General features: G+C 62.6%; 10 protein-coding genes and 1 pseudogene. 4 read left to right on the top strand and 7 right to left on the bottom strand.

All coding sequences use genetic code 11. The features are described from left to right. Positions 1 to 26: 26 nt before the first annotated feature. The 4 genes and pseudogenes from NMQ03_RS21200 to NMQ03_RS12030 all read right to left on the bottom strand — a co-directional run. Positions 27 to 290 (bottom strand): annotated as a pseudogene (locus tag NMQ03_RS21200) (zinc-ribbon domain-containing protein); the annotation flags it as partial. A 28-nt stretch (positions 291 to 318) separates the two neighbouring features. Next, positions 319 to 1,077: a hypothetical protein gene (locus NMQ03_RS12020; RefSeq protein WP_255172400.1), complete on the bottom strand. Its 759-nt coding sequence runs from the start codon at positions 1,075 to 1,077 to the stop codon at positions 319 to 321. A 163-nt stretch (positions 1,078 to 1,240) separates the two neighbouring features. Then, positions 1,241 to 2,347 (bottom strand): ATP-binding protein, encoded by a 1,107-nt coding sequence (locus NMQ03_RS12025; protein ID WP_255172401.1) that lies wholly within the window; start codon positions 2,345 to 2,347, stop codon positions 1,241 to 1,243. Positions 2,348 to 2,352: 5 nt separating this feature from the next. Then, positions 2,353 to 3,612 carry a Mu transposase C-terminal domain-containing protein gene (locus NMQ03_RS12030; protein WP_255172402.1) on the bottom strand — a complete coding sequence of 420 codons (1,260 nt, stop codon included), beginning with the start codon at positions 3,610 to 3,612 and terminating at the stop codon, positions 2,353 to 2,355. Positions 3,613 to 3,811: 199 nt separating this feature from the next. Between NMQ03_RS12030 and NMQ03_RS21205 the strand changes: the two genes are divergently transcribed. Then, positions 3,812 to 4,150, top strand: a complete 339-nt coding sequence (locus NMQ03_RS21205; protein ID WP_369693181.1) for a helix-turn-helix domain-containing protein — start codon at positions 3,812 to 3,814, stop codon at positions 4,148 to 4,150. 580 nt (positions 4,151 to 4,730) lie between these two features. Here the strand turns inward: NMQ03_RS21205 and NMQ03_RS12035 are convergent. From NMQ03_RS12035 to NMQ03_RS12045, 3 genes are all read right to left on the bottom strand, one after another. Further along, positions 4,731 to 6,023, bottom strand: a complete 1,293-nt coding sequence (locus tag NMQ03_RS12035) for a hypothetical protein (protein ID WP_255172403.1) — start codon at positions 6,021 to 6,023, stop codon at positions 4,731 to 4,733. 187 nt (positions 6,024 to 6,210) lie between these two features. After that, a complete protein-coding gene (locus tag NMQ03_RS12040) occupies positions 6,211 to 6,870 on the bottom strand; it encodes a DUF4352 domain-containing protein (RefSeq protein ID WP_255172404.1) in 660 nt (219 codons plus the stop codon). Between the two features lie 51 nt (positions 6,871 to 6,921). Next, entirely contained in the window at positions 6,922 to 7,584 is a 663-nt protein-coding gene (locus NMQ03_RS12045; protein WP_255172405.1) for a hypothetical protein, read from the bottom strand. A gap of 264 nt (positions 7,585 to 7,848) precedes the next feature. On the opposite strand from NMQ03_RS12045, the gene NMQ03_RS12050 reads away from it, so the two are divergent. The 3 genes from NMQ03_RS12050 to NMQ03_RS12060 are packed head-to-tail and all read left to right on the top strand — an operon-like array spanning position 7,849 to position 12,730. After that, positions 7,849 to 9,879: a hypothetical protein gene (locus tag NMQ03_RS12050; RefSeq protein WP_255172406.1), complete on the top strand. Its 2,031-nt coding sequence runs from the start codon at positions 7,849 to 7,851 to the stop codon at positions 9,877 to 9,879. Then, on the top strand, positions 9,879 to 11,507 hold the full coding sequence (locus NMQ03_RS12055; protein ID WP_255172407.1) for a class I SAM-dependent DNA methyltransferase: 1,629 nt from the start codon (positions 9,879 to 9,881) through the stop codon (positions 11,505 to 11,507). The genes NMQ03_RS12050 and NMQ03_RS12055 overlap by 1 nt, the downstream gene beginning before the upstream one ends. Next, complete coding sequence (locus NMQ03_RS12060) at positions 11,504 to 12,730, top strand: restriction endonuclease subunit S (RefSeq protein WP_255172408.1); 1,227 nt, start codon at positions 11,504 to 11,506, stop codon at positions 12,728 to 12,730. Before NMQ03_RS12055 ends, NMQ03_RS12060 begins: the two co-directional genes overlap by 4 nt. Positions 12,731 to 12,743: the final 13 nt, after the last annotated feature.

Consider the following 12,743-nt stretch of genomic DNA (forward strand, 5'->3'; position numbering starts at 1 on the left):
TTGGCTACGTTTGCTTGCCAGGAGTGTCCGTCAGCACACAGCCACCAGGCCTTTTTATTCGACCCGCCCAGCACCGCACCGGCCGTGAGGTCGCCATTTCGCTTCTGGTCCCATTGGGCGGCAAGGGCAGCGTGAGTGTCGGCCAACGAACTGATGCCATCCACAGCGCGGGACCCTGCGCAAACCGGGCAGTGAAACTCATTGTCTGGGTAGCGCCGAGCCCCGTGCTGGCTGTCGTGGAGACAATGGCCCGCCGGACACAACAACGTCCAATCGCTGCTGCCCCTCACATACCCTGCCGTCCGCGCTGCAAAGCGATCAATCCACCAAGAATCGTCGGCGCGAGTGGTCCTCAAATGCGCGAACCACTCCCCCCGGGGCCGCCTTGAACTCGAACCCGGTCATGCCAACGGGTAACGCGACTACCGGGTTCATCTCGTCGACAGGGATGTCTTGACCAGAAGCCACCCGCGCGGCGGCGACTGTCGGGCGAAGCAGCAACCAGGCCTGGTCGGTCAGCTCGACCAACTGTACCTCGGTCACAACGTGCAACCATTCCGAGGCTACGTCCGCGATGCGACTCTGGAGGCTCGAGTGAGCGGCCTTGGTGTCGGCCGCTGCTGCCAGGTCATGCAGGGTAACCGGGTCGAGCGCAGCGGCCACCAATACGGAAGCGACCGGCAGATCATCAGGCTCAAAGTTTTGGCGCTGGCCGTGAGATTTCATTGAAATGGCACGGCGCAGACACTCGCCCACGAGCTCGGGATGCGTCACGATGTGCTGCTCAAGATTGGCCGCTGCGTTCATGACTGTCACTCCCACCGGCTGCCCGTGCAGCTGGCCCGCAAGGGACGGATCTAGGCGATCATGGGTATCGACGACGACTGGGCCCGTCCACAGACCGTGGTTTTGACAAACCCAATGTGCGCGGCGCGGATCAAGTTCTCCGACGGGACCGCATTGGGGACATGAGCACCAGGCCTTGGCCATGTCCCAAAGACCGGGCTCGAAGTGGTCATCTTCCAGACCGCAGCGTTCCCTGAGGAGGTCCGCCAGCTGGTCATATTCCTGCGACATCGTCGGCTCGGTGACCCCTAGTCTCCGCAGTTCAGAGGAAGCCTTGCGGAGGTAAGTACCGTGGCGAGCACCTAGGCGGTCCTCCAGGCGGCGGGCAAAGCTCGCCGGAGTCTCTCCGCGCACGGGCTCGGGGACCAATAGCGATGCCAGGGACGGCCTGGGCTCAGGCACTAGCTCGGTTCCTTCCCCGCCCGTGTCCCCCGACAACCGGGGCCTTCTTGCCCGAGGTTTTCGCGCCCGGAGTCACTCGGACCCGGTGGCGTTCAGCCTGCAGGGTTAGTGCTATGCGGTCGAGGTCCTCGGCAGTCACCTGTTCTTTGTCGAGGTCTCCTTCAGAGATCTTGCGACGGGCGATCTGGGTCAGCGCGGAGTTGAGCATGCCTACCGAGCCTCGAGTGATGTCGAACAGCAGCGTGGAGAGCTTCACTATTTCCCGTGGGTCACTGGCATGGAGTGGCAGAGCTGCGGCCATTCCGCCCACCAAACTGAGCCAGTGTTTCCTCCAATCCTCCTGTGTATCGTCGGCATAGTCGTAGACGGCGGCGCGTCGAAACCGGTTGGCGATTTGAGCGCCGCGACGGCCCGTCGTGATGGAGGTGTGCTCGAGGTCAATACCGGCCAGGATGATTGTGGCGTCCACATCGTCGCCGAGTCGCCGGAGCGCGTCAGCGACGGATCCGGCGTTGGCTGCATTGTCGAGGTTTTGGACCTCATCGATCGCCAGGAGCTCCATCCTGGTTAGGTTGATTCCGTTGCGGACCATTGTTGACAGCTCAGCCTCGGTGACGCCAACGGTGTAGTCAATGCCAAGGTAATCGGCGAGAACCTGGTAGACGGAGCGCGGTGTTCCCAGTGCCGGGATGCACACGTATCCAACAGGAACCTCTCCCCGTTCAAGCAATTCCGGGTCGTCCTGTTTTAGATCGGCGAGCACCGCGCCGAGTACGCGGTGTAGTGACGTTGTCTTGCCAGCACCGGACGGCGCCGAGAGGAATATTCCGTGGCCGCCGCCGCGCTTGGCAAAGTTCGTGTCCATCTGCTCCACGACAGTCGCATCGAGGTCATTGACAGTCCTGGTCGCGACCGTCATGCCGCGCGACAGGTAGATCTGACGAGTCTCGTCGTACTCGCGCCGCTGCAGGTGCGTCATAGCGGCGAGGGTATCGTTCGGCGGCATGCGGACAGCTTCACGCTGGGACTGTGCCCAGGTCAGGTACCCACGATAGTGGGAAAGGTCGCCGCCGGTGCGCAATCGTTTACGGTATTTCACGGGCTTTAGACCTCCTTTTCGATACCAAAGGCTTCGTCTGGTTCCCAGTCGTCAAGGTTCCAATCATCGGCTTGGTCGATCTCCGGATTGGTGGGGGTGGCCGCGCCAGTTTCGTCGTCAACAGAACGGAGGGCGGCACGGCCCTCGCGGGCCGTTCGACCCTGCACTTTGTCGAGGTGCTCAGCGAGCTCGGCTCGCTCGGCTTTCGCGGCTTCCTGCTTCCACTGCTTATGGGCGCGCTCGATCAGTGAGATGGTTTCACCGAGGCCCTCGTCGGGATCAAGGGGATGGAAAGTGCTGCGTACCTGGGCAGCCAAGTCCCACATCCGTCGGGAGTGAGGCGTGTCCACACGCCGGTCGCGCCAGTCGCATGCGACATATTCATCAGTCTGATCAATGTAAACCCAGCTTCGGCTGGGGTCGTTGGGCTGGTAACGGAGCTCGTACTTCTTCTTACCCAGCAACCCCGAGGACCGATGTTGCGCTAGGGCGGGAGAGTCGTAGGTCCGCCGACCAAACTCCACGCCGTCTTTCTGTATGGTGCGCTCGTCCACGGGCATTAGCGAGATGTAGTCGCGCTCGCTCAAAGGCATCGGTACGTACCCGACGAAGGGGAACATCGCCGCGTACATCGCATTGGGGCTCAGGGGCGGCGCGGCCGGATGACGAGGGTCACGCAACCCTTCCATCGGGCTGTTCTGCCAGACTTGAGCTACCCAGGCGTCGAAGAGCCAAATCAGTTCTTCGACGTCGAGAAGATCTTCGTGTTCCGGGTGGTGACCGCGCGCCTCGACGGTGCCGCCCGTCTGGCCAGGCAGCAGCATCACGAACCTGGTTTTGATGGTGTGGAACGCCCGCTCCACGTTGGCCTTGTCCGTGGGAGTTCGCACCGCCGAGCGGGTCAGGACAATCCCGAGCTGCGCGCAGGCCGCCTCGACCACATGCGATCTGTAATCCTTGCCGTTGTCAGTAACCAGGCGGTTTACAACTATGGCCGGGCGGGTCGTGTCGAGCTGGGACTTTTGCTCGGGGGTCAGGTTTTTGGCCCACGGTAGTTCCATCCGACCCAGGCGCCAAGTGTCGATCGCGGGTAACCCCGTTGGGCGCAGCGGTGGAGGCGTCATGGAGTCGGCCAGCATCGCGGCAACGTCCGTACCGGTGTTCTTCTTCTTGACGCTGGTGGCCATGATCGACCGAGTGGCCTTGTCGATCATGATCGTCAGTTCGACCTTGCCGGGCCTCCCATCGGGCATCCGCACGATCACGTCGAATGGGCTTGAGTCGACCTGGACCTCGCCTCTTGGTAGCAAGGCAGGACGGGGACTGAAAACGCGTTTCGGTGAGTTCTCGGCGGTCTGCCGATTTTTTCGCTGAACCCGTCGGGTCAAGATCGCCGGACAGCTCCTGGAGGACCTGAATAATCTTCTTTTTTCCGGGGATGTCCCATCTTAGTGACATTGAACGATGCCCGTTCCCCGTGAGTCCTCCACCGAGCAGCGAGAACGTTGGAGTGCGCGTCGCAAGGCGGTGGGAGCTCGGATACGTGAGTTGCGGCTGGAGCGCGGCCTGACGCAGGAGGAGCTCGGGCATGCCGCAGGCATGGACCGGAAGACCGTGCTTTACGTTGAACTGGGCCAAAGGAGTCTGGGCTATGAGCGCCTCTGGGACATCTCGGCAGTGCTGAACGTTGATATCGTCGATCTCTTTGTTCCACCTGAATCTATGCCCCAAAGAATTACCTATCGGGGCGGGAGACTCCGTTTCGGAGACCGGCACCTGAATTCTCGAGAGTCGATGCCCTAGCCCTGGTGCAGAACAGAGGTGAGACCAGGCCGTAGGCGGCGAAAGCGGTCGGTTTGAGCGGAGCAATCCTGCACCAGCATCAGAACCACCGCGCCAGGTGGCGAACGCGAGGGGAAGCGGCCCCGCGGGCTAAGCTCCTGTCGTGGAATTAACTAGCACCGTGAGCGGGATCGATGTCGACAACCAGGCTTGGCACGCCGAGTGGATGCAGGTTGTGGCTGGCCCCACGGCACTCGCCTGCCTTCTGGCGCTGATATTTGTGGTGCTCTTACTCCAGTTGCTATTCGCCCGAACGGCGGGGTCGGGAAGGCGTTCCGAATGGTGGAGCAGAGCTGAAAAGGCCATGGACATGGCCCGTGACGTCAAGCAGGGCCGACGGAGAGTCGGACTCGCCTTACTGGAGCAGCTAAGTACAGAACGATTTGTAAGCAAAGAGGATGTGCGCCTCGTCACCCAAGTCAGGTCACTGTTGTTGGACAGGCCTTGACCGCACCAGAAGGGTTTTGCAATCGGCGTCCACTCAGAAATGGACCACAGCGACGGATTAACGGCTGATAAGTCTCCTTCCTCAGGGCAGCTCTCACTTCTTGAGCGCATCCTCGCTGCCAGGCCGCAGTGTCTCGGCGGCCCCTGCCCCGCGCTTTCTAGACTTGAATACCCGGACCAGCTTGTCGCCGGCCGAGTCCGCGGCACCAGCGATAGCACCCCCGAGCCCCTTTACCGCGGTGAGGGCCTGCGGCTCGTCGGGGACCCCGTCGCCGTCAACGTCCACGGCACGGAACGGGCGGGACACCGCAGCAGCGGCACTCGCGACCCCCGATCCCACGGCGGAGGCACCCGTAGCGACTCCTTCTCCGACAGTGCTGGCCGTCCCGGAGATCCAGCTTCCTGTGGACTTCGCTGCCTCCTCCAGAGCTGCAAGTGCGCGGTTGGGCTCGGACTCTCGGTCGTCGACTTCTGATGACTCCATCTGCAGGGCAAGGTGCGCCGGGAACTCCGCCGGAGCCTCGGGGAATGCTTTACGGGCGGACTCGACGACGTCTCGGCCAAAGACAAAACGGCTCACACCCCCAGTGAGTGCACCCACTCCATATTCGATCGCCGTCTGCTGTTTTCCGTTCAGGGTTTCCCGCACTGTGTCCAGCTGACCCGTTTGGATGGTCCGGACGAGGCTCTGCGCGGCGCCGCTGGGCAGGGTATCTGCCAAGGTTGTCGCCCAATGAGACCAGTCACCGCTGGCGGCCGCGAATTTGTGCCCAACGCCCACTACCCCTTCGGGGGAAGTCTCCGCCACGTCCTTGGCCATGGTGGCAATTTGTTCCTGGCTCACCCGGTCGTTGGTCAGCCCGTAGACCAAGGCATGAGCCTGGTCCTGGTCCAGGGCTTTCCCGTGGATGTCGGCCAAGGCCAGTCCAAATATTGCCGTCAGCTCGAACTGGAGCTGCTGATCACCGGCAGGGAGAAGCGCGGCCACACGGTGAGCACCTGTTTTCGCAGCCCCCATGGCCATATTCTTCGCGGCCACCTTGGCCGCCTCCTTGGCCGTTACCTGCACAGTCTTCTTAGCCGCCTGTTTCCCAGCCGTCTTCAGACCGGTTGCCGCGACGCTGCCACCCGGAATCAATGAGATTCCCACCTCAGCAGCGATCGACCCGGCGGTGATCGCGGCCCCTGCAGCCGTGATCGACGTGCTGTAGTGACGTTCGAGCAACCTGATCACTTCCGCAGGGGTTGCCTCTGGACGACGGCGACGAATCCGCATGACGTACTTGCGTGCGATTGAGTGACGCGCACTGACCGCCTTCGCGATGTCTGCATTGGCTTCCTCATCATCCAACTGGGTCTCCAGCGTGACAGCTTCGCTTTCGGTCATTTACGTTGTCCCCCTCTAAGCACAGGCTCAACCCTGAGCCTTTCTATCAACGTTGCAATTCGGTTCGCGGCAGAGGAGCCCAGGGCTCCCCGCAGCGCCGTCATCAGTGTCCCGCATGATGTGGCAGGATCTTGATCGCCACGCTGCACGGACCTCCGCCGGTCAGACCGCACGGGCGGACGTGAGCTTATCCCGGAATCTGGATCCGCGCCGCCTCCTGCAGCAGCGGATCAGAAATCATGACAGTGGCAGCTCCGGGAGCAATATCGAAGGCAATGTTGCCCCGTGCCTTATCGCCGGGCAGGACCTCCCCTGATCCCAGTTGGTTATCGGCGAACATGCTCATGTCTGCCTTACGCCCGTTGGCATCCTTCGCCGAGAAGTAGAGCGGGTTGGAGATCGTCTTGCCGGATTCCGTTTCCCAGAGCACGTCCAGGAGCAGGTAGGTGCCGTTCTTGGGCGGGGTAGAGAACGCCCCAGTGGTGACAGAGTCGGTGCGTACGGCGGACACGACAGTGATCCTGGCGACGTTGCCGTTGCGCATCTTCACGGAGAACGGAACGCCCACAGTAGGCGCCGCGGGAGCGGCAGGAGCGGACGACGGCGGTGCTGCCGCCGTCGGTGCGGCCGTAGCGGCGGCAGCCGGTGCAGTCGCTTCAATGGAGGCCGTGGCAGAGGCGATGGGGCTGGAGTCCGCGGCCTGCTTGCTTCCGCCGGAGCAGGAGCCCATGAGAATGCCCACCAAGAGGACGCCTGCGGGGACGACGAAGCGCTTCTTCTTGTAGAACGGTCGGACTGCCGGCGTCTGGGCAGCCAGCGGGACAGGGGCAAAGTTTTGGTTGGTCATGATGGTGCCTTTCAAGTGATGCGATTGGATGATGCTGCGGAGTAGCAGTGGCTACTGCTTTTCCCATTTGCCGCAGCGGGTTGAGTTGAAGTCCTGCCCTGCCGAGAGGGTGACGACGGGCCGGCCGCCGCCGGGGATGTCGTTTTCGATGATGTCGCTGCCGTTGCTGCCGCTGCGGTAGATCCCCCAGTAGCAGGTGGAGCCGACGGACGCCGCTGCCCGGTACGTGCCGGGTTCGATGTCCGTGCCCACCGTCCAGGTCCCGTCGCCAACCGTGCGCGCCGCTTTCGCCTTTTCGGCCCCGGTCACGGCGTCCTCCCGGACCTTGACCGCTGCCTCAGCCGTCTTCACGGCAGCATCTGCCTTGCCGACTTCGGCTTCCCGGGCCGCGACCTTGGATTCACGGGAAGCCATGCCGTTCTCAAGCGTGTCGTACTTGCCTTTCAGTGAGGCGTAGCTGGCAAGTGCAACGTCCCGCTCGGTCTCGACTGTGGACTTCTCGCCAGCGAGGGACTTATACGCGGTGCTTTCCTTAGGATCCGGCAATGCCGTTCCAAGCGCCGTTCCGCCGTCAAACAGCACGACGGCGGCCGCCGCCAGAAGGGCAGGCTTCTTCCGGCCACGCTTGGCCACCTGGGCAGGAGTCGCATGCCCGGCTTGGTACACCTGATCAGTGTCCTGGATCTCCCCCGGTCCGATGTCGTTGTTCAACACTTAGTTCTCCCCATTTCACGAGTGCTGCAGGTCGGCGGCGGGATACCTCCCCCCAATGTGCGGTTTCCCGCCACCGCCACAGCTCCGGAGGATCACCTCCTGGCTGCAGGAAAAAGCTATTGCCTGCTTGGTCACTGCCACTCCAAAGAAGCTGATAAGGGGGGTTATCAGGCTCAGTCCGCAAATGTCTGTCCACTCAGTTAGGCTCTCGGACGAACCAACGAAAAGGGGGCAGCAATGGACACAGCGACGACAACAATGCGAATGACATTGTCGGACGTGGCATCCCTCGCACAGGTGCAGCGCCCCGTTGTCTCCATGTGGAGGAGGCGCAGCAGCGCAGGGCCCCTCCCATTCCCGGTACCCGCGGAAACGGTAAACGGCGTCGAACTCTTCGACGCCGACGAAGTCACCGCATGGCTGCAGGCCACCGGCCGGGGCAACAATCCTGAGGCAAGGAACGACGTCGCCGTCCACGCGAAACCTACGGCCAGCGGCTCGCTAAAGGACGGCCGCAAGACCTTCGACGGCCTGACAGCACTGCTCGCACTGAAAGTCATCACCGGACACGCGCTGGGCAACCGGAGTGCATCCGGTCTCCTAGACGAGGCCGATGAGGCAGATCCTGATGACCTGTTCCTGTACTCCGAGCTGGAGGCCCTGGGCTCCGCACTTCCTGGGCTGGCCAGCTTCGCCGACAGGCTGGTGGACAGCGCCTACAGCGCTCCGGCGGCGTTCGAGAAACTTCTGACCCACCGCTTCAAGGAGGGCCTGAGGGAGCATGCGGACACCGCTCTCACGGCTGCTGCCCTCAGCCTCGTCAGCGCAGCAGCCATAGAACTTGCGGCCACGCTGGAAAGCCGGCCCGTCTTCGTGGACGCCACACCGGGCGGGAGCGACGTTATGCTCAGCATCTCCCAGCAGTTCAGCGAGTCAGAGTCCGTCACCTTTTTAGCAGCGGATCACGACGGCGGCGCCTCGCGTCTGGCGCGCCGGCGCCTGGCTGTGCACGGTACGGACAGTGGGCCCGTCAAGGTCGATGGCAAGGGCGCTTTCGCCGTCACCGGTTCCGCAATCCATGTGGCGCAATATCCCGCGCCCGGCGAACCCGGCCTGAACACCAAGGGCATCCTGTCCGGCATCGAGAACATCGTGCTGCAAATGGACGACTTCCAACGGGCGGTTGTAATGGCTCCAGCCCGGGTCCTGACCGATGCACTTGCCGGTGAAGCGGACAACATCCGCGCCGACCTGCTGCGGTCCGGCCGCGTGCGGGCCATCATCCGGCTCACCCCCGGGCTCCTTCGGGCAAAACCACGCGAGCCGCAGGCGCTGTGGGTGCTGGGGCCGTCCTTTGCCAACGTACCCATCGCAGACCGCTGGACCATGGTGGCAGATCTCAGCACTTCCCCGCTGACCGTCGACGTAATCCAGGACCTGATCAGCGACATCGTCGCGTCGATGGGAAACCGGGCCACAATCCGCGCTCACTCCTTCCGGTTCGCCCGGCTGGTACAGACTCGGATTCTGCTCGCGGGAGTAGCGCCCTGGTCACCGGGCCTGGCCAAGAGGAGCCCGGCGGCGGTGCCGGACGCAGAGGCCGCGCTCCGCGTCGACGAACTCGTCCGGGCCCTGGCCACAGGGGCAGGTAGTGACACCAGGCTTGTCGGTGTGCAGCCCGCGCCTGCCTACTCATCCCCCGCTCCAGCCTCGGTACGGGAACTCATGGGCTCTGGGCACCTGAAGTATGTGAAGGGCATCCGGGTCGAAGAGCAACACACCAACACGACGGCGGGAAGCAGGATCCTTGGCCGAGAGGAACTGCTGGACCCGGACAATGCCCCACCCCGCTTCATCACCCTGCTGGAGTTCGCCGCCAACTACCCCACCGGGCGCCTCACCGAACCCGGCGACGTTGTCTTCTGTACCAGCCCGCGGCCCCTGGCGATGGTGGACGAGGAGGGCGGCGGCGTCGTCGTCTTTCCCGCCCGGATCCTGAGGATTGACCAGGGTGACCCGGGTGGCCTGCTGCCCGCCGTCGTCGTACGTGACATCAACGGCCTCAACCCGGCGGACAAGTCCTGGCGGAGCTGGCAGCTGCGCCGCGCAGTCGAAGCCCAACGCCAGCCGCTCACCGACGCCCTGCAGAGCCTGCAACACGAGCAGGCCCGGGCACGGGAACGACTCAAACAGCTGGAAGAACTCGCTACCCTGATTACGGACGGCGTAGCGGGCGGAAGCCTCACCCTGACAGACCCTATTACCCACGCCGTGCCAGAAGAAGGAACTGCATAATGCCCCCGAAAGTGAAGGTGGTCCTCGCCCCGTCCACCATGAAGGAACTCAAGGACACGCTTTGGAAGGCGGCGGACAAGCTCCGCGGTTCGATGGATGCCTCGCAGTACAAGGATGTGATCCTGGGGCTGGTGTTCCTGAAGTACGTGTCGGACGCGTTCGAGGAGCGGCAGGAGCAGATCCAGGCCGAGCTGGAGGCGGACGGGCTCAACGAGGAGCAGATCGCCCAGCTGATCGACGACGTGGACGAGTACACCGGCCGCGGCGTGTTCTGGGTCTCGCCCCGCGCACGCTGGACCTACCTGGCGGAGCATGCCAAGGGCCTGGATGCGGTGGACGGTGCGGCGCCCAAGTCCATCGGGCTGCTGATCGACGAGGCCATGGAGCTCATCATGGCCGACAACAAGTCCCTGGCTGCCACGCTTCCCAGGATCTACAACCGCGACAACGTGGACCAGCGCCGCCTGGGCGAGCTGCTGGACCTGTTCAACTCCGCGCGATTTACCGGGCAGGGCGCCAGCAAAGCGCGCGACCTGCTGGGCGAGGTGTACGAGTACTTCCTGGAGAAGTTCGCCAAGGCTGAGGGCAAGCGAGGCGGCGAGTTCTACACTCCGGCCGGCGTAGTCCGGGTGCTGGTGGAGGTGCTGGAACCGCACCGCGGACGGGTGTATGACCCGTGCTGCGGTTCCGGCGGCATGTTCGTGCAGGCCGAGAAGTTCCTGGCCGCACATAACATGGAGGGCTCGGACATCTCCGTCTACGGCCAGGAGCTCAACGAGCGCACCTGGCGGATGGCAAAGATGAACCTGGCCATCCACGGGCTCAACGCCAACCTGGCGTCCCGCTGGGGCGACACGTTCGCCCGCGACCAGCATCCGGAGCTGACAGGCAACAACGGCGCGGACTTCATCATGGCCAATCCGCCGTTCAACATCAAAGACTGGGCCCGCTCCGAGTCCGACCCGCGCTGGAAGTACGGCGTCCCGCCGGCCGGCAACGCCAACTACGCCTGGATCCAGCACATCATTTCCAAGCTGGCGCCGGGTGGTTCTGCGGGTGTGGTCATGGCCAACGGCTCCATGTCCTCCAACTCCGGCGGCGAGGGTGAGATCCGTGCCCAGCTGGTCGAGGCCGACCTCGTCTCCTGCATGGTGGCCCTACCCACCCAGCTGTTCCGCAGCACTGGCATCCCGGTGTGCACGTGGTTCTTCGCGAAGGACAAGACCGCCGGACCGCGCGGCTCCGTCGACCGGACCGGGCAAGTGCTCTTCATCGACGCGCGGAACCTGGGCCACATGGTGGACCGCGCCGAACGCGCCCTGTCCGATGACGACATCGCCAAGATCGCCAACACCTACCACGCCTGGCGAGGCACAGCTTCGGCGGTTGAGGCCGGGTCAAGGTACGACGACGAGGCGGGCTTCTGCTATTCGGCCAGCCTGGCGGAGGTCAAGGCTGCGGACTATGCGCTAACGCCGGGACGGTATGTGGGTGCTGCTGATGTTGAGGACGACGGTGAGCCGATCGAGGAAAAGATCGTTCGACTGTCGAAGGAATTGTTCGAGCAGTTCGAAGAGTCCGAAAGGCTGGCGGCGATTGTGCGCGAGCAGTTGGGGAGGGTTTTGTGAATGACTGGAAAGTTGCTCGTCTGGGTAGCGTCGCACATGTTGTGCATGGCTGGGCATTCAAAGGAGAGGGGTTTGCGCCCGATACCGACGCCAGCCTCCCGATCGTCGTATCGATCGGTAATTTCGATTACGGGGGAGGTTTCCGCTTTTCCGACTCTGCAGTGAAGCGTTATGCAGCACAGTATCCACAGGAATACGAACTAAAGGCGGGCGATCTCCTTTTGGTCATGACGTGCCAGACTGAGGGAGGCGAGATTCTTGGCGTACCCGCTATGGTCCCAGACGATGGTCGCACCTACCTCCACAATCAACGACTAGGAAAATTGGTCATAGATCGGCCGGACCTGTTAGACCACCAGTTCATGTATCAGTTGGCACGAACTCCTGACTTTAACCGGCAACTCTTCGTGACTGCGACCGGCAGCAAAATCCTTCACACTTCGCCGAACCGGATCGAGGCGACGACATTCCCTTGTCCGCCGCTTGGCGAGCAGCAGGCCATTGCAGAGGTCCTAGGCGCCCTCGACGACAAGATCGCCGCCAGCACCAAACTCACTACCACCACAGCTAACTTAGCGACGTCACACTTCTCTCACGCAAATCAGTACGCAGATCGGTCATTCTCGCTTTCGGATTTGGTTTCAACGCAGTACGGGATCACGACGTCAGCCCACGATGAACCGGGTCCGAAATTTTTGCGCGTCACGGACATCAACAAAAAGCCATGGATCGAGTGGGATAGCACCCCCAATTGCACAGTTAGTGACGCGGAGCTGCACAAGTATAGAGTTTCCGCTGGAGACATTTTGGTGGCGCGTATGGCAGACCCAGGCAAGGCGGCTTTCATCGACGTCGGCGATCCTGAAGCCGTTTTCGCGTCTTACCTCGTTCGTCTTAAGACACTCGATCCTGATCAAGCCCTTTATCTTTACTACTTCATGCGGTCTCCGCAGTATCTGGAGTATGCCCAAGGAGCAATGAGTGGATCCGTCCAGAAGAACATGAACGCAAAGGTCATCGTTGCGACGAGTGTAGGACTTCCCGAGCCAAGCCGAATCCTACAATTCAACGAAACCGTCGTGCCGTTGCGCAGACTGATCCAGTCATATCTAGACGAAAATCGGAGGCTAACGTCCACACGCGACGCGCTGCTCCCCCAACTCATGTCCGGGAAGCTCCGGATAAAGGACGCGGAGAGAGTTCTGGAAGACGCCGGGGTGTAGGCGCGTAGCACTC

The sequence above is a fragment of the Arthrobacter sp. DNA4 genome (genome assembly GCF_024362385.1).
Taxonomy (GTDB): Bacteria; Actinomycetota; Actinomycetes; order Actinomycetales; family Micrococcaceae; genus Arthrobacter.